Origin of the sequence: Longitalea luteola, assembly GCF_017356035.1 — a bacterium.
Lineage (GTDB): Bacteria > Bacteroidota > Bacteroidia > Chitinophagales > Chitinophagaceae > Niastella > Niastella luteola.
The window spans coordinates 979,716-996,861 of the sequence record NZ_JAFIQX010000002.1 but is presented as its reverse complement, the minus strand read 5'-3'; the positions used below and the strand labels follow the sequence as shown (position 1 = coordinate 996,861).

General features: G+C 46.3%; 16 protein-coding genes. 9 read left to right on the top strand and 7 right to left on the bottom strand.

Features of this window, described 5'->3' with window-relative positions:
- Positions 1 to 50: 50 nt before the first annotated feature.
- Together JUB15_RS08395 and JUB15_RS08390 are read right to left on the bottom strand one after the other, a co-directional pair.
- Positions 51 to 983, bottom strand: a complete 933-nt coding sequence (locus tag JUB15_RS08395; RefSeq protein ID WP_207512005.1) for a PstS family phosphate ABC transporter substrate-binding protein — start codon at positions 981 to 983, stop codon at positions 51 to 53.
- A gap of 151 nt (positions 984 to 1,134) precedes the next feature.
- Positions 1,135 to 1,368 (bottom strand): hypothetical protein, encoded by a 234-nt coding sequence (locus JUB15_RS08390; RefSeq protein ID WP_207512004.1) that lies wholly within the window; start codon positions 1,366 to 1,368, stop codon positions 1,135 to 1,137.
- 264 nt (positions 1,369 to 1,632) lie between these two features.
- Between JUB15_RS08390 and JUB15_RS08385 the strand changes: the two genes are divergently transcribed.
- The 5 genes from JUB15_RS08385 to JUB15_RS08365 all read left to right on the top strand — a co-directional run bounded on the left by JUB15_RS08385 (position 1,633) and on the right by JUB15_RS08365 (position 7,230).
- The gene (locus tag JUB15_RS08385) at positions 1,633 to 2,118 is read left to right on the top strand and encodes a low molecular weight protein-tyrosine-phosphatase (protein ID WP_242696246.1); all 486 of its coding nucleotides are present in this window, start codon (positions 1,633 to 1,635) and stop codon (positions 2,116 to 2,118) included.
- A gap of 47 nt (positions 2,119 to 2,165) precedes the next feature.
- Entirely contained in the window at positions 2,166 to 3,539 is a 1,374-nt protein-coding gene (gene hisS, locus JUB15_RS08380; protein WP_207512003.1) for a histidine--tRNA ligase, read from the top strand.
- A 25-nt stretch (positions 3,540 to 3,564) separates the two neighbouring features.
- Entirely contained in the window at positions 3,565 to 5,253 is a 1,689-nt protein-coding gene (locus JUB15_RS08375; RefSeq protein WP_207512002.1) for a DUF4836 family protein, read from the top strand.
- Between the two features lie 129 nt (positions 5,254 to 5,382).
- On the top strand, positions 5,383 to 6,024 hold the full coding sequence (locus JUB15_RS08370) for an ATP-binding cassette domain-containing protein (protein ID WP_207512001.1): 642 nt from the start codon (positions 5,383 to 5,385) through the stop codon (positions 6,022 to 6,024).
- A gap of 9 nt (positions 6,025 to 6,033) precedes the next feature.
- Positions 6,034 to 7,230 (top strand): transporter, encoded by a 1,197-nt coding sequence (locus JUB15_RS08365; protein WP_207512000.1) that lies wholly within the window; start codon positions 6,034 to 6,036, stop codon positions 7,228 to 7,230.
- A 4-nt stretch (positions 7,231 to 7,234) separates the two neighbouring features.
- On the opposite strand, the gene JUB15_RS08360 is transcribed toward JUB15_RS08365, so the two are convergent.
- The 4 genes from JUB15_RS08360 to JUB15_RS08345 all read right to left on the bottom strand — a co-directional run bounded on the left by JUB15_RS08360 (position 7,235) and on the right by JUB15_RS08345 (position 11,355).
- A complete protein-coding gene (locus JUB15_RS08360; RefSeq protein WP_207511999.1) occupies positions 7,235 to 7,684 on the bottom strand; it encodes a DinB family protein in 450 nt (149 codons plus the stop codon).
- A gap of 45 nt (positions 7,685 to 7,729) precedes the next feature.
- Positions 7,730 to 9,469: a WG repeat-containing protein gene (locus tag JUB15_RS08355; protein WP_207511998.1), complete on the bottom strand. Its 1,740-nt coding sequence runs from the start codon at positions 9,467 to 9,469 to the stop codon at positions 7,730 to 7,732.
- Between the two features lie 61 nt (positions 9,470 to 9,530).
- The gene (locus JUB15_RS08350) at positions 9,531 to 10,112 is read right to left on the bottom strand and encodes a hypothetical protein (protein ID WP_207511997.1); all 582 of its coding nucleotides are present in this window, start codon (positions 10,110 to 10,112) and stop codon (positions 9,531 to 9,533) included.
- 46 nt (positions 10,113 to 10,158) lie between these two features.
- On the bottom strand, positions 10,159 to 11,355 hold the full coding sequence (locus JUB15_RS08345) for a thiolase family protein (RefSeq protein WP_207511996.1): 1,197 nt from the start codon (positions 11,353 to 11,355) through the stop codon (positions 10,159 to 10,161).
- A gap of 280 nt (positions 11,356 to 11,635) precedes the next feature.
- Here JUB15_RS08345 and rlmN point away from each other — a divergent pair, with 280 nt between their 5' ends.
- The 4 genes from rlmN to JUB15_RS08325 all read left to right on the top strand — a co-directional run bounded on the left by rlmN (position 11,636) and on the right by JUB15_RS08325 (position 15,627).
- Positions 11,636 to 12,688 carry a dual-specificity RNA methyltransferase RlmN gene (gene rlmN / locus JUB15_RS08340; RefSeq protein WP_207511995.1) on the top strand — a complete coding sequence of 351 codons (1,053 nt, stop codon included), beginning with the start codon at positions 11,636 to 11,638 and terminating at the stop codon, positions 12,686 to 12,688.
- Positions 12,689 to 13,002: 314 nt separating this feature from the next.
- A complete protein-coding gene (locus tag JUB15_RS08335) occupies positions 13,003 to 13,635 on the top strand; it encodes a Spy/CpxP family protein refolding chaperone (protein WP_207511994.1) in 633 nt (210 codons plus the stop codon).
- 104 nt (positions 13,636 to 13,739) lie between these two features.
- Positions 13,740 to 14,915 (top strand): pseudouridine synthase, encoded by a 1,176-nt coding sequence (locus JUB15_RS08330; protein ID WP_242696245.1) that lies wholly within the window; start codon positions 13,740 to 13,742, stop codon positions 14,913 to 14,915.
- Positions 14,908 to 15,627, top strand: coding sequence for an RluA family pseudouridine synthase (locus JUB15_RS08325; RefSeq protein WP_207511993.1), 720 nt, complete (start codon positions 14,908 to 14,910; stop codon positions 15,625 to 15,627). The genes JUB15_RS08330 and JUB15_RS08325 overlap by 8 nt, the downstream gene beginning before the upstream one ends.
- Before the next feature lie 55 nt (positions 15,628 to 15,682).
- Here JUB15_RS08325 and JUB15_RS08320 read toward each other — a convergent pair whose 3' ends face one another.
- Positions 15,683 to 16,954, bottom strand: a complete 1,272-nt coding sequence (locus tag JUB15_RS08320; protein ID WP_207511992.1) for a metal-dependent hydrolase family protein — start codon at positions 16,952 to 16,954, stop codon at positions 15,683 to 15,685.
- Positions 16,955 to 17,146: the final 192 nt, after the last annotated feature.

The following is a 17,146-nucleotide window of genomic DNA, read 5'->3' as shown; positions in this document are numbered from 1 at the left end:
GTCGCTATTTTTTTAAAGTTTTATAATGTATTAGGAATCCGCTGATTAATTTAATTGCTTATTTGCATTTTCCGCTCTACAAAGCTCATTCTGGCAGGCAATAAGTATGCCCGATTGAATATCTTCTGCCCCTTTTCGTAGATAAGAAAGTTTGCAAAACCGTTGCCAAGCCCGTCAAAATTCTCTTTTAAAATGAAATACAGGGGCCTGATCATCGGATACCTGTCATACGCAATATTATATTGAACAGGATCAACATACGTGCCATCACATCCCCGGCATTCTATTTTTGCAATTTTAACCTTTTTCAGGAAACTAAGCTGGGTGGTATCATCTTTATTCCCGATCCAGCTAACCCCCAGCAAACCAATGGCATCCTGGTTGTTAGACACATATTCGATCACCCCTTCGGAGTTCTGTGCCGCCACTACGTTCGGCGACAGCGGTTGTCCTTTTAACAGCGAATCCACTACAAACCGTACGGTGCTGGTAGCCGTTTTGCCATCGAGCAAAACCTTGTACTTATAACCACTGGTGCCTTTCGCCATCGAACGGATATCCTGCATGGTAAACAAAGTATCCTTTACCTGGTTGTTCACGATCACCGCAATAGCGTCAAAAGCGAGGGGACCATAACTGGGCCTGAATTGCAGCTTGTTGGTAAGGGCCTTTTCTTCTGCCTCGGTCAGCGGCCTTGTTACGATCACCATCCGGATACTGTCAACATTCAGATCGCGCAGGCATTCCGCCTCCGGTTTGTACTGAACCATTATGTGTGCGTCAGGATGTTGCGATTCGAATACCTTGATCTGTGAGTCGATCACCGGTTTGAAGCTTTCATCCACGCTGATGTGGATGGTGCCACTAACTGTAGTTTCCTGGGGTTTACTGGTGGGTGTACTACATGCAGTTACAAACAAATTAATGCCACTTATCACTACCAATCCCCGGAAAACCGATCGAGCGAACCCTATCCATTTCATCTTTATATCTTCTTTATTTATCAAAACCTGGCAGTCCCTTCAAACCTTTCATTTAATTACATTTTAATACCGGTTCCGCCAGTTAAATACCATTAACAATTTTTTTCAGCAACAGTAGGTACTCCACAGCGTTAGCGGATGCTGTACCTGTTTATCGGTAATAATTTCTCTTTATGCCGCGGTAGATCCTGAATCCGCCATACAACAAACATATTCCACCGAAAATGTAGGAAAAAGGCGCAGTAAATATCTCTCCCAATCCCACTTTCTCTGCAAACATCATTGCCCCTCCCATGCCGGCATAAATGATCCCCATTCCAAGATCCATAATTGACCGCCTGTTAACATACGCCCTTTGTTTTTTGTCTTCAATATCCGATGCCATTTTAACATATTTAGGGTCCGGGCAAGATAAGAAATAAACACGTTACGAAAATCCCGGTTTTCATGACTTTATTCAAAAAAATAAGATGCAAATGGAGGGGATTTCCATAAACAGGGGCACAGGGCCAACCTTCTAATCCTATTCTAATGCCGCCGGTGCTCCTGCGAACAAAGCAGAAACTATCAGTTATCTTTGCCGGCTGTAGAACCCTATCCCGTTAGCCCGGAATGGTTCTGCCTGGCTCAAAAAAGAATAATACAGCTGATGAAAATTTTAATGGTTTGTCTGGGAAATATTTGCAGGAGCCCGCTGGCCGAAGGCATTTTGCAGCATAAAGCGCAGCAGGCAGGTTTATCGTGGATCGTCGACAGCGCCGGCACCAATGGCTATCATATAGGCGAAGCACCGCACCGGTTATCGCAAAAAGTAGCGCTGCTGCACGGCATTGATATCAGCCACCAGTGCGCCCGCCGGTTCAAAGCGGCCGATTTCAAACAGTACGACAAGATCTACGCCATGGCCGAAGATGTGATAGATGAAATGCAACGCATCGCGGGTAAAGATTTTGATGCCGCCAAAGTCGATCTGCTGATGAATGAACTGCATCCCGGAAAAAATATGGACGTGCCTGATCCCTGGTATGGCACCGAACCCGACTACCATGAAGTATTTGCCATGATCGACCAGGCATGCGATAAGATCGTGGAGAAATACAGGGTCCTGAATAATGATCGCCCGCTATCCAGGTAAGAGCTTCTAACAACCATCATTCAATTAAAAATTACCAAAACAGCATAATGGCTAAACCAGGTTTACCACAGGGTACAAGAGATTTCGGACCGGAAGTGGTTCGTAAAAGACAATATATTTTCAATACTATTCGCAGTGTTTTTGAATTGTATGGATTTCAGCCGTTGGAAACGCCGGCCATGGAGAACCTCGACACCCTCATGGGTAAATACGGCGAAGAAGGCGATAAGCTGATCTTTAAGATATTGAATAACGGACTCGACAATGCCGACAAACACGAACAGGCGCGCGCCGATTTTGAAAAAGTGCTGGAAGGGAAAAATGTAAAAGGCCTCACTGAGCGGGCGCTCAAATACGATCTCACCATTCCGTTTGCCCGCTACGTGGCCATGAACCATGGTCAGCTTACCTTCCCCTTCAAACGCTACCAGATACAACCGGTATGGCGTGCCGACCGGCCACAGCGGGGCCGTTACCGCGAATTTTACCAATGTGATGCCGACGTAGTGGGTAGTAACTCCCTGCTGAATGAAGTGGAGCTGGCAAATATCTATAAGGATGTGTTCGATCAACTGGGGTTAACCGGCTTTGAACTGTGCATCAACAGCCGAAAGATCCTCGCCGCCCTGGCAGAATATTGCGGTGGGGCAGAAAAAATGACCGACATCACGATCGCCATCGACAAACTCGATAAGATCGGGCTCGATAAAGTAAAAGCAGAACTGGCCCAACGTGGATTGAACGACGACCAGATCAATACTATTGAAAAATATTTGGGCATTTCCGGTTCAAACGAAGAGAAACTGCAACGGATCGGCGTTTTGCTCGGTCACCTCGAGACGGGCAAAAAAGGTATTGAAGAGCTGGACTTCGTCAACCGGCAATGCGCCGGCGCTTCGGGGGGCAGTCTTGTGATCGACTTCACCCTTGCCCGCGGATTGAACTACTACACCGGCATTATTTTCGAGGCCAAAGCGCCTGCAACGGTAAAGATTGGCAGTATTGGCGGCGGCGGCCGCTATGATGACCTTACAGGTCTTTTTGGCGTTCCCAATATCCCCGGCGTGGGCATCAGCTTTGGGGTCGACCGCATTTACGATGTTCTGGAAGAACTGAACCTGTTCCCGGAAGGCGTTTACACCGGTACCCAGGTGTTATTCTTTAACCTGGGCGCCGAAGAAAGCAAAACTGCCTTCACCACCATGCAGGACCTGCGTAAACAGGGCGTTCGCTGCGAATTGTATCATGAACCTGCGAAAATGAACAAACAGTTCAATTATGCAGAAAAGAAAAATATCGGTTTTGCCGTAATTATTGGTAGTCAGGAGATACAAAACAATTCTGCTGTGGTGAAAAACCTGAAAACAGGCACCCAGGAAACCGTGGCACTTGCAGACCTAAGCAATAAATTGTTTATTTGAGCTCTATTTTAAACAAAACGATGATATGCAACGTAACCTGTTATCCATTTTAGTGCTGGCAATAGCCATGGTCAGCATCGTATCCTGTAAAACCAACAAATCGGGCATCGCCATCCCAAATGACGCTTCTTTTGCAATTGTAGTAAACACCAGTTCATTAACTTCCAAAGTGAGCTGGCAGGAAATACAACAAAGTGAATGGTTCAAAAAATTATACGCTGAAGAAACTGATTCTTTAAGCAGAAAATTACTGAACGATCCTACCAGTTCCGGAATTGATCTGAAAAATGAGCTGGCCTTTTTCGTTAAAAAACAAGGCAAAGGTGGTTATCTGGCCTTTGAAGGAGGTGTAAGAGACGCTGCCGCCTTCGAAGTATTTGCCTCCAGGCTGAATCAGGACAGTAAAAAAGCGGTTAAAAGCGGCGACGTGAGTGTGATCACTTACAGTGGCAAAAGCCTGGTAGCCTGGACCAACAACCGCTTTGTATACATTACCGATGCTCCCATACCGGATGCAGGCAAAAGTTATCTCAACAAAGAAGACAGTCAACCTTTCTCCTTTTCAACTGACAGCTTGCAAAAATTTGCCGTGCAGCTGTTCGATCTGCCAGGCAAAAATAACCTGATGAGCGACGACCGCTTTGCAGCTGTAAGAAAAGAATCCGGCGATCTGCATTACTGGGTAAATGCCGAATCTTATTACAACAGCCTGGGCGGCTTGTTATCGGTGCTTAAAATGAATGTACTGTTTGAAGGCAACGCTTATGGCGCTGCGCTGAACTTCGATAACGGCAAGATCACCCTGAAGTCAAAAGCTTTCTACAACAAGGACATGAAGGCCCTGATGGAAAAATATGCCGGTGGTAAAGTAACCGATGCAATGATCAACCGCATTCCTTCAAAGAATGTAGTGGCTGTATTTGCATTTAAATATCCGCCACAGGGATTGATCGACCTGTTTAAACTGATGGGTGTCGATGGCATTGTGAACGGCTTCCTGGGCGGCGAAGGGTTCAGCACCGAGGAATTCGTAAAAGCCAACAAAGGCGATGTACTGTTATCAGTAAGCGATTTCGAGATCAAACCAACTGAAACTACATTTACCGATCCGGAGACCGGTGATCCTGTTACCTTAAAGAACGAAACGCCCAATGCAAATATCTTATTTGCCACATCGGTGAACGAAAAGCCTGCATTCGACAAACTGTTCGGTATACTGCAAACCAAAGTGCAACAACTTTCACCAGCCATTACCAGCAAGGTGCATTTCCAGCTGAACAACGAATGGTTTGCAGCCGGTAATTCGCCCGAGCAGGTGAACGGCTTTTTAAAAGGCGGCAATAATCAGTTGCCTTTCACCAGCCGCATCAGTGGCAAACTGTTCGGTGGTTACATCAATGTACAGCAAATACTGAAGAACACCGCGCCCGCCATTACCGACAGCAGCGCGAAAGTAGCTATGGATCTGTCAGTGAGGATGTGGCAGGACATATACATGACCAGTGGAGGTTTGAAGAACGGTGCTTTTGAAGGCGAGGCAGAAATCAATCTTGTTGATAAAAGCACCAACAGTCTGAAACAACTGAACAAGTACCTGGATGCCATTTCAAAACAACTGAATGGAAACCGTAACCAATACGATGACCAGGCAGTGTTGAAACACAGCGACCCGGCCGCATTGAGCCTGGCAGCGCTTGAACCTGCTTTGCATTAGTAAACAATATTCAGGCATGCCCGTTACCTGCGAAATCGCTGAAAGCGTGGCACTCCTTTATTACAAGCCTGCTCACCGGACTAACAACCAGGGCAGGCTTGTTTCATGATCCAGTAATTATTTGGCAACATGCAACTTCAATTACAGCAACTCTTACCCGTTTATTTCGATGAAAGCCAGCGCAGTGCTTCTGAAGTGTGGCGTAAGGACCTTAGCTTTTCCAAAGGTGAGTACATAAAGATCGTGGCGCCTTCAGGCAGTGGTAAATCTTCCCTCATGCATTTTTTGTATGGACTGCGTAATGAGTATAACGGTAACATCGTGTACAATAACCGTCCCCTCAGGCAATACACGGCGGAAGATTTTGCCAGCTATCGCAAAGATCATGTAAGCATTGTATTCCAGGACCTGCGTTTGTTTCCCGAGCAAACGGTTTTTGAGAACATCGAGCTGAAACGGCAATTGAATCCCTTCCATCCTGCTGAAAAGATCAGGGAAATGGCAGAACGCCTCGGCATTGGCAATAAGCTTGCCTCAAAAAGCCGTATCTGCTCCTATGGCGAACAACAGCGGGTGGCTATCATCCGGGCGCTGATGCAGCCCTTTGATTTCTTACTGCTCGATGAGCCGTTCAGTCACCTCGATGATAAGAATTCGCAAAACGCCATGGGGCTCATGCTGGAAGAAGCCAAATTGCGCAATGCGGCCATCATCTTTGCCGACCTTGAACGCATCGATTATTTTCCATACACCCGATTGTTTCATTTGTAATTTTAATCCGTGGCAGCATCTTTCAAACCCATCCGCTCATTACTACAAACAGGCACCAACAGCGGTTCGCGCTGGTTCTCCTACATTGGTTTAGGTATTGGTGTATTGCTTTTGTTGTGCTCCATTCAAATGTTCATCAACATTCAGCAATTAGTAGGTGGTGAAAGCAAACGCAAGGAAGGTTACGACTTTATCTCTATCTCCAAGACCATTACCAATGAGACCATGGGCCAATTGGAGAAAAACCTGTTCAATGAAACTGACATTAAAGAAATCGCTGCCCAACCATTCATCCAGGGGGTGTCGCCGTTAGTGGCCAACCGCTTCCGCGTTCAGCTAAGCGCCGGTGATATTATTCCCTTCAGCACCGACATGTTCCTCGAATCGCTGGACAATAATTTTATTGACACGGTTCCACCCAACTTCAGCTGGCAGGAAGGACAGGATTATATTCCGATCGTTTTCTCTTCTGATTTCCTGGAAATATATAATGTATTTGCCCCCGGTTATGGACTACCGCAATTGTCTGAAGCAACTGCCTCGCAGGTAGTGGTGTATATTACCTGCTATGGACCCAACGGCGTGCAGCAAACTTTCCGCGGTTCTATTGTAGCCCTGAGCGACCGCGTGAACTCGATCATTGTCCCCAAAAACTTCCTCGACTGGGCGAATAACAAATTTGGCAATACAACCAGCGTACGTGCATCCCGGCTGTATATAAAGACCAACGACGCCAATAACCCTGATTTCCTCAACTACCTGCAGCAAAAGAATTACAAGGTCAATAAGGATAAAACAAAATTCGGCCGGGTTAAACAGGTACTGCAGGGCATTTTCAGCGGACTGGGCATATTCGGCCTGCTGGTGGTCATCCTGGCGCTGATGCTGTTCTCATTTTACCTGCAGTTGATGATCGCGCGCAGTAAAGATAATTTGCAACTATTGCTCCTGATGGGTTATTCGCCCAACTGGCTCAGCAAAAATGTGTCGAAGCAGTTTGTTCCTGTATATATTCTGGTGGTATTGGTGGCGTTGGCCCTCACTGGAGGCATGCAATGGGCTTTTCATCATTTTGCCATGTTCGACCGGCCTGAGCTCTCGTCTATGCTGCACTGGACCGTATTGGCCACCGCACTCTTCTTGATCGGGTTGTCGCTGTTCACGAACTACCGCATGGTCAGGAAACTATTATACCGGCTGGTGTAGGCCTTCAATCAAAGATCTGCCGCAGGTGGTGCTCCATATGCTCAACATAATCAATAGCGAGCCATTCGAGGGTTTTGGCATCGCCTGATGGAATGATGACCGTATAAGCCAGCTTATCAGCAGGGATGGTACTTACTACGTGCAGCACCTGCTTATTCAACAATTGCCATAATTGCAATAAATGTTCTATTGATAATTGCTGGTAGCGATTGATAATTACCAGCTCATCCTGGTTATAACGGATAACGGTGTAAGGCTGCGGAAAATATTGGGTATCGGTAAAACGCTTCAGATTATTTATGGCCGAATCAATGAGGTGCCCCAGTATTTCCTGTTTCGACCATTTGCCAGGCGCCGGCTTTGCGAGAATAATAACCGACGACAGTTGTTTAAACCGGGCAGGAACTTCCTGAATATGTTTCTCTAATTGTATTAAAGCAGTTTGCAGGTTCATACGCGCGTATTGAACCTGCAAACTAATAATTTATGACGATTCCTCTTAATTTCCATCTTTGGTGATCCTGTTTCCGCTCACCCGGTATTTTTCATAGCTGTCCTTATATGCCACTACCGTGCTGTTCTTGCAATTCACAAACTGGTATTCAAAAGGCAATACCACATTATTATGATTGTAAATATCAACCACGCCATACTTCCCGCCCTTTCCTGCTATTACCAGGAATGAATTCATATACTGCAGGTCGTCATAATTGAAGGGCAACAGTACATTGCCATTTATTTCTATCATTCCGTATTTACCGTTCCTGACAGCGATGATCGAATTATTGAAGTTCTCTGTGGAGCTATAGCTGTACTTGCGATAGCCGATCAGATCGTCATACACGAACTCGATGCGCGGTTTACCGCTTATGGCATCAACAACCCCTTTTTTTCCGTTCCGGGTGGCCAGCAGATAAGAGGTGCTGTAGCTATCTGCCATATACATTCTGCTCATGGCTTCGTATTCAACCGGCAGCAAAAATGCACCTGAACGATTCACCACACCATATTTACTGTCTTTTTTTATCATCAGGTAACGGTCGGCGTCAACAATATCATCATATTCTACCGCCAATACCGGTGTTCCTTCAGTGGTCAGCAGTCCTTTTTTATTATTTTTTGTAACGACAACCAGGTCATAACCACTTGTTGTTATCATGCTGTACTGAAATGGCAGCACTATTTTTCCATCGCGCCCCAGGATGCCGTACCTGCCAGCCCTGGCTGCAATGAAAAACGTATTGGTAGAAGAATAACCATTGCGCAGGCGGGTCAATACCTCATATTCCAGCGGAATGGTCTTTTTTTCTGCCAGGCTGATCACGCCCTTTTTACCATTCAGCTCAACCAACGCATAGTCACTGTCAATATTGATGTCCAATTGCGAATACCAGTTGGAAAAGACCTGCTCGCCGCTGAGGTTAAACAGCGTATAAAGATTTCCTTTACGCACCTGTACCAGGTTGTTCGACAATACATCTACGCGCTCATATATGGCCGGTATCACCATTTTGCGGGATACAAAATTCATCAGGCCATACCTGCCATTTTTAGATACCTCGAGATGCATGGAAGAATTGTAAGACTTCCTGATATTGCCATACTCAAAAGGAATTACGGTCTCATTCTGCGCATTGATCACTCCTTCCCTTCCGCCTTTGCTCACTACATAATACGCCATACCATCGATGGTCATGCTGGTCATTTCATCATAAATGCAGGGAATGATGATCTGCCCTTTGGTATTGATAACGCCGTATTTTCCATTCAGCTTTACCTGCGAAAGGTCATTATCATAAAAACTGCCAATGTTCTCGAAGACAAAAGGAGTGATCTTTTTCTTAGAAAAATATTCGAGCAGGGCATAGCGCTTGATTTCATAATCAGCGCCTGTGTGGGCAATGATGAGGTTCTTTTCGCGATAGCTGGTATATATGTAGAACGGTTCCCCATCGACTACATTGTTACCATTGGACGACCCGGAAGAAACAGTTTCCACTTTCACATCTTCCATTACAGGCTCAGCTATGCCTATGCTTTCCTCTTTCACGCTTTCCATTTTGGTTTCTTCAATGATCTCGTTTTCCTGAACAACGCCTATCCCTTTTTCAACCGGTACCTCTTTGCTCACAGGCTTCTCTGCTGTTTTTGTTTCCTTCTTTTTAACAGCCGGCTTCTTTGTTTGGGCATTTACGAACATCGTGCTTAACAATCCAAGGACAAGTAAAATTTTTCGCATAAGGGTTTTTATATTGAATGGTAAAAGTAGAAATTCGTAATTCCCCTGCAAGTAAACTTTGTTAAATAAAAGTGGAAGGGCGGCGGTTGATACGGGCCTGTTGTTTATTCACAAACTCCCTGGTAAACGTTTCTTTTACAGTTAGTTGAGCGCCAGCAGCCCGCCATTGGTCAACCAGTGTGCACAGTATTGTATAACCATCGTAGTCGGGCAAATGAAAATCAAAATCATAAACAACTCCATTACAATAGATAACCAGTGCATTATTATCACCATACGTAATCTGGGGTTTCAATAACCCTTCGCGGCGTATGTGATATATAAATCCATCGTAGGCGTTTATATGCAAGTCAATTTTAATATCACGTATGGAATATTTTTGGTGGCCAACCTGGATATACGCGGCAGTGAAAGTGAGCCGGCGGTTATCGATCGTCCTGAAATTGAAGACCGTTTTTTGAGAAATAGCGCCATACACCAGCGGCATTGCCCAGAAACATAATGCCAGCCAGACGATGTACATGGGTATTACTTCGCTGACAAGCGCGCAAAGGACCAACATGCTTACGATATACAATACCACGATAAATCGCGCATACGGATTGTATTTATAAATAACCGTGGTAAGTACAGTTTCCGGCATAATTCCCTGGGCTATGGGGATAAAAATAATAAATTACCGGCATCCCTTAAGCGCCCTCGTACACAATGGCAGCCCCCTGCCCCACGCCCACACACATGGTAGCCAGGCCATACCTTGACCCGCGCTTTTTCATTTCATGCAGTAAGGTGGCCGAGATACGTACGCCACTACAGCCCAACGGGTGACCAATGGCAATAGAACCACCATTTACGTTTACTTTGTTAGGGTCCAGTTTCAGGTCCTGCATACAGGCAATAGATTGAGCGGCAAATGCTTCATTCAGCTCAACCAGGTCAAGATCATTCACGGTGATACCAGCCCGTTCGAGAGCTTTCCGGCTGGCAGGAACAGGGCCAATGCCCATAATGGCCGGGTCAACGCCTGCAACGGCCATGGATACAATGCGGGCCATTGGCTGCAGATTGTATTTTTCTACCGCTTCTTCACTGGCCAGCAGCATGGCGGCAGCGCCATCATTGATGCCTGATGAATTACCGGCCGTTACGGTACCGTCTTTTATAAATGCAGGACGCAGGGAACTCAGCTTTTCCAGTGAAGTAATACGGGGTGGTTCATCTTTTTCAAGAAAAATTTTTTCGTCTTTACCACCAAAGATCTCTACCCCGCTGATCTCTTCTTTCCAACGGCCTTTTTCCAGCGCCGCAAAGTATTTTTCCTGGCTTTGCAGGGCAAACTCATCCTGGGCCTGCCGGCCGATCTTCCATTGTTTGGCTACGTTCTCGGCAGTTTCGCCCATGGAATATGGGTGATATTTATCGGTGAGTTTTTTGTTCGGGAAGCGCCAGCCAATGGTTGAATCAACCACTTCGGGCGTACGGTTCCAGGCGCCGGATGATTTCAACATCACGAAGGGAGCCCTGGTCATGCTTTCAACGCCACCGGCGATCAACAGGTCGCCATCGCCGCACATGATGGCGCGGGCTGCATCCATCACTGCCTGCAGACCCGAAGCGCATAAGCGGTTTACGGTATTGCCCGGCACGGTCACGGGCAAACCAGCCAGCAGGGCCGCCATCCGGGCCACATTGCGATTGTCTTCCCCCGCCTGGTTAGCATCACCGGCGATCACATCTTCGATAGCATTTACATCTATAGCCGCATTGCGTTGTAATAGTGATTTGATCACATGGGCCAGCAGATCGTCGGGACGGATCGTACTTAATGCGCCACCATATTTTCCAATAGGTGTTCTAACCGCATCAATGACATATACTTTCTTCATATAGTTTTTATTTGAGCATGTATTTCGCGTTCGCAAAGTAATTGTAAAGTATTTAACCGGAAACCTTTATTAAAAACTTTAATAATTAAAACAATTGCCACCGCTTACCAGACCGATTACCTTCGGGGTATTCGTGAACACTATTCACACCGCCGGTAGTTGAAGAATAACTTCTTTAACTTAACCTTTAATAACTGACTTTCAGGGTTATAGCTTCAATCCGCACATCTATGCAAACGTCTCATTAGCTAATCCGCCCAACCCGTTGTACCTTTGCAGAATGTTAAAAACGGCGAATAAGAATATCAGGCAGTTGAGCCTCAGTGAGCTGGAACAGTATTTTGAAACCCTGGGCGAGAAGAAATTCCGCGCCAAACAGGTATATGAATGGCTATGGCTGAAACAGGCCCATTCTTTTGAGGCCATGACCAACCTGAGCAAGGAGTTGCGAGCCAAACTGGCCGATAACTTTTCTTTGCCGGCTTTAACAGTAGACGCTACCCAATATTCTGCCGATGGTACTATCAAATCGCGTTTCCGTACGCAGGACGGCCACCTCGTGGAAGGTGTGCTGATCCCTACCGACGAACGCAAAACCGCCTGCGTTTCTTCGCAGATCGGATGTTCGCTAAGCTGTAAGTTCTGCGCAACCGGCTACATGGAGCGTAAACGGAACCTCGAATTTGACGAGATCTATGATGAAGTAGTGCTGATCAACCAGCAATGCGAACGTGTGTACAATAAAAAGCTGAGCAATATCGTGTTCATGGGCATGGGCGAACCCCTGCTCAATTACAAGAACGTATTGCGGGCCATCGAGCGCATTACCTCACCCGATGGATTGGGGATGAGCGCCCGACGCATCACCGTTTCTACTGCTGGTGTTGCCAAAATGATCAAACAGCTGGGCGACGACAAAGTGCGGTTCAAACTCGCATTATCCTTACATGCCGCCAATGATAAAAAGCGCAATGAGATCATGCCCATCAATGAGACCAATAACCTCAAAGCGCTGATCGAGGCCCTGAACTATTTTTATCAGAAAACAGAGAACGAGATCACTTTCGAATATATCCTCTTTAAGAACTTTAACGACAGTTTAAAGGATGCCGATGAACTGATCAGGATCTACCGGCAGGTACCTGCTGACCTGGTGAATATTATTGAATACAACCCCATCGATGCTGCGCGTTTTGAAAAGCCTGAGGAAGATACCGTAAATCAATTCATGAGCTACCTGGAACGTAACCGGGTAAACGCCCGCCTGCGCCGCAGCCGTGGCAAGGATATCGACGCGGCGTGCGGACAGCTGGCTAATAAGGATCATGTTTAAGAGTTATTCAGTTATTCAGTTATTCAGTTATTCAAACCTCGCGACTGAATTTAAGTTAATAACTTAGGAACTCAATAACTTATGAACTTAGGAACTTAATAACTTAATAACTTAATAACTTAGGAACTTAGGAAACTTAAGAACTTGTTAACGCCACCGCTCATCCTTGAATAACTCCATCTACGAAGATATTCATACACGAATTAAACCTGCTTCTCCAACTGCCGTCTACAATACTGTTTAAAAGATTTAATTAACAAACCGTGCCGAAGGCTAACAACCCAACCGGCATCTAAACAGTAAAATAGACAAGTATGAAAAAAGCAATTGTAGGAATAGCGTTAGCCACTTTTGTAGCGCTTGGCGCCAGTGCACAGGATGATCAGTCGATGAGCTTTAACGACCGTCCCAAACGACACCACCAACGTTATGATAAGCTGCAACAGCTTAATTTAACCGATGAGCAGAAAACAGCTATGAAGTCGATAAACGAAGACTTCAAACAACAGATGACCGATCTTAAAAAGAGTGAGGACAGGATCACCGTTACCGAATGGAAAAGCAAAATGGCCACGATTCGTAAAGATCGTCATGAAAAAGTAGATAAGGTGCTTACGGCCGGGCAAAAAGCTGAGCTGAAAAAGATGAAGCCGCACGGCAAAAAGTTCCGCCAGGATAAACATAACCGCATTGACAGAATGCAGCAGGAACTGAACTTAACCGCTGAGCAAAGAGCCGCTGTGGAAAAGCATTTTTCTGAAAGCCAGATAAAGATGAGAGCAGTGCATGATGACAAATCACTGACCGAAGATCAAAAGAAACAACAGTACAAAACCTTGCATACCCAGCAGCAGGAAAACCTGAAATCGATCCTGACCGCAGACCAATGGAATAAATACCAGGAGCTGAAGAAGAATCGCAGGCACGGAAAGCCTGTTCAATCATAAAGGCTCACTGTTTATCGTTACCGCTCTCCCGGCAAAAACCGGGAGAGTTTTTTATTTTGTACCTTTGCCGCTCACTACTGTTGAAAAACAGCAAACTACTACACATGGCACAAGGATTCAAGAAATTTATGGACAAGGGCGACAGCGGCGCCAAAAAGAAAGAACGCATCCGCCAGGAAAAGAAAAAGGTGCGCCAGGAAACCAAAGAATACTTTGAAAAGAAAAAGCAGGAAGCCCGGGAGGCAAGAGCCCAGGGTCAGGCAGGTGGTTACCAGTCGGAAAGAGGCAGAAAGGATTTTAAGCAGGGGATAGAAAAAGGCAACGAGGCAAAAAGGCATAAAGGCATAGAGAAAGGCAGCGAAAGAACCGAATACCAAAAGCCGAAGGCAAAGTTCGGGAAAGCGGAAGGTGCGCGAACCAAACCACAAACCACAAACAACAAACCACAAACCGGCATCAGGGCCGCAGCACAAGGGAAAGGCCAGGTGGGCGAGAACCAACCGGCAACTGGCAACCGGCAACCGGTAACCGGCAGCATGCCCCTGAACAAATTCATTGCTCATGCCGGCATCTGTTCCCGCCGCGATGCAGCCGACCTGGTAAAAGCAGGCAAGGTGATCGTGAATGGAGAAAAGATCATAGAGCCCGGTCATAAAGTGACCGACAAAGACGATATCAAAGTGAACGGCAAAAAGCTGTTCATCCGCAGGAACCTGGTATATATCCTCATTAACAAACCCAAGGATTATATCACCACGACCGAAGACCCGCAAGGAAGAAAAACGGTTCTCGACATTATACGGAATGCTACAGAAGAACGCGTGTACCCGATCGGCCGTTTAGACAGGAACACTACCGGTGTATTGTTACTCACCAATGATGGTGAGTTGGCCCAAAAACTATCGCACCCCAGTTACGAAATAAAAAAGATCTACGAAGTAAAACTTGATAAGCCGCTCATAAAAAAAGATTTCGACACCATCGTGAACGGTATTACCCTCGAAGATGGTTTTATTGCGCCTGATTCACTTGCTTATGCCGATCCAAAAGACAAAAGCGTGATCGGGATCGAGATCCACAGCGGCCGCAACCGCATCGTTCGCCGTATATTCGAACACATGGGTTACGATGTACGCAACCTCGACCGCGTGATGTACGCAAACCTCACTAAAAAGAATGTAGACCGAGGCAAATGGCGCTTTTTAACAGAGAAAGAAGTACGCCTGTTAAAATACCTGAACGCCTCCTATACAAAAAACAAAACCGTTACACGTGGTTAAATTATCACCGGAGATCATTTTCGAGAACGAATATCTTATTGTAATAAATAAACCGCCGGGACTGTTAAGCATTCCCGACCGCGAGGGAAAAGAAACATCCCTTAAGGATCTGTTGCTGCAGAAATATGAGCAGGTATTTACGGTGCACCGCCTCGACCGCGAGACCAGCGGCATCATTGTATTTGCCAAAGACCCCGAAACCCACAAGTTCCTGTCACAGGCATTCGAAGAAAGAACCGTAGAAAAATACTACCAGGGCATTGTTACCGGTACCTTACCGGAAAAACAAAAGACCATCGACGCGGCCATCAGGGAAAGCACCGTTAAAAGAGGCGTCATGCTCATTCACAAGAATGGTAAGCCTGCCGTTACCGACTATGAAGTGCTGGAAGAATTCGGGAAGTTTTCGCTGCTGCAGTTCCGGATTCATACGGGCCGCACGCACCAGATCAGGGTGCATATGCAATATGTGGGTCACCCATTGGTGTGCGATGAATTGTATGGCGACGGCCTGCCTGTAAAGATCTCTTCTTTTAAACGCAATTATAAACTCTCGAAAAACGAGGAAGAAGAACGGCCCATTCTTTCCAGGACCGGCCTGCACGCTCAACGCTTATGTTTTACCGATATGCAGGGCAATAAGTACGATCTGCAGGCCGAAATGCCGAAGGATATGAGGGCGTTACTGCAACAGCTTCGTAAAAACTCATAAAAGTTGGCGAGTTAACCAGTTAACTAGTTAACTCGTCAACTGGTTAACTTTCCAACTACTTATAAACCACCCCATCCTTCATCACAAAAACGACCCGGCCCATCACCTGAATGTCTTTTACAGGATCACCATCAAGAGCGATAATGTCAGCTAATTTACCCTTCTCAATACTACCGATCTTATCCCAAACGCCAACGAGATTGGCCGCCGCCACCGTGGCAGATTGAATGGCTTCCATGGCCGGCATACCCGACTCCACCATATAAACGAATTCAAGCCAGTTCTTGCCATGTGCATAAACACCGGCGTCTGTACCAAAAGCGATCTTTACCCCGGCCTTATACGCTTTACCGAAGGTGCTTTGTATTTTCGGACCGATCGACAAAGCCTTGGGCGTTACCAGGGCCGGATAATAACCGGGTTTCTTTGCAGAATCACCGACGGATCTTCCGGCAGTGATAGTAGGTACATAGTAGGTGCCATGCTGTTTCATTAACTGCATTACTTCATCATCCATGAACGTGCCATGCTCGATACTGTTCACGCCGGCTTTCACGGCTCTTTTCATCGCCTCGGCGCCATGGCAGTGAGCCGCCACTTTATACCCATAATCATGAGCTGTTTCTACAATGGCTTTTATTTCTTCTTCTGTAAACTGAGGATTCTCACCGCTTTTGGCTACACTCAATACACCACCGGATGCGGTGATCTTTATTACATCGCTGCCTTCTTTATAACGCTGCCGCACCGCCTTCCGGCATTCATCCGGGCCATTGACCACACCCGCCGCCGGTCCCGGATCTCCCATCAGGTCTCTCCTGTATCCATTTGTGGGATCGGCATGACCACCCGTTGTGGCAATAGATTTACCCGCCGTGTAAACCCTGGGTCCTTTGATCCATTTTTTATCGATCGCATTACGCAATGAGATATTCACGCCGCTGCCACCCAGGTCACGCACGGTGGTAAATCCAGCCATCAAAGTACGTTCGGCAAACAGGACCGATTGAAATGCATAATCAGCCGGGTTGTAGGTAAACGTTTCCTGGTACCTGGTGGGGCTGGTCTCGTGCTCCACATGCACATGGCAGTCAATTAAGCCGGGCAATACGGTTCTATTCTTCAGATCAATCACTTTATCAGCACCCGAAGCTTTGGCATAACCAGCTACTACGTCTGTGATCTTGTTTCCTTCTACTATAATCGAATATTCATTCACCACCTGCCCCTTCGTAACATCTATCAATTTACCACAGTGCAGGATGGTGCGCTGCGCAGGCAGGATCAGGGGATTAAAAAGCAGTAGTAAAAGCAGTAGTTTGTTCATGTGACCGAAATTTTAATGGAAGATAAATCATTTAAAATGCAGGTGCGCCACATTTTATTATGGCGTTTGCAGAAACGGTACACCTTTAAACATTAAATAATCAGCGATAGCTTAATGATCATAGTTAGCTGCGTGAATCGGCTGCCGCAACTTCGTTTCTTGGGATCAGCAACTGCGTTTTGCCCGGGCAAA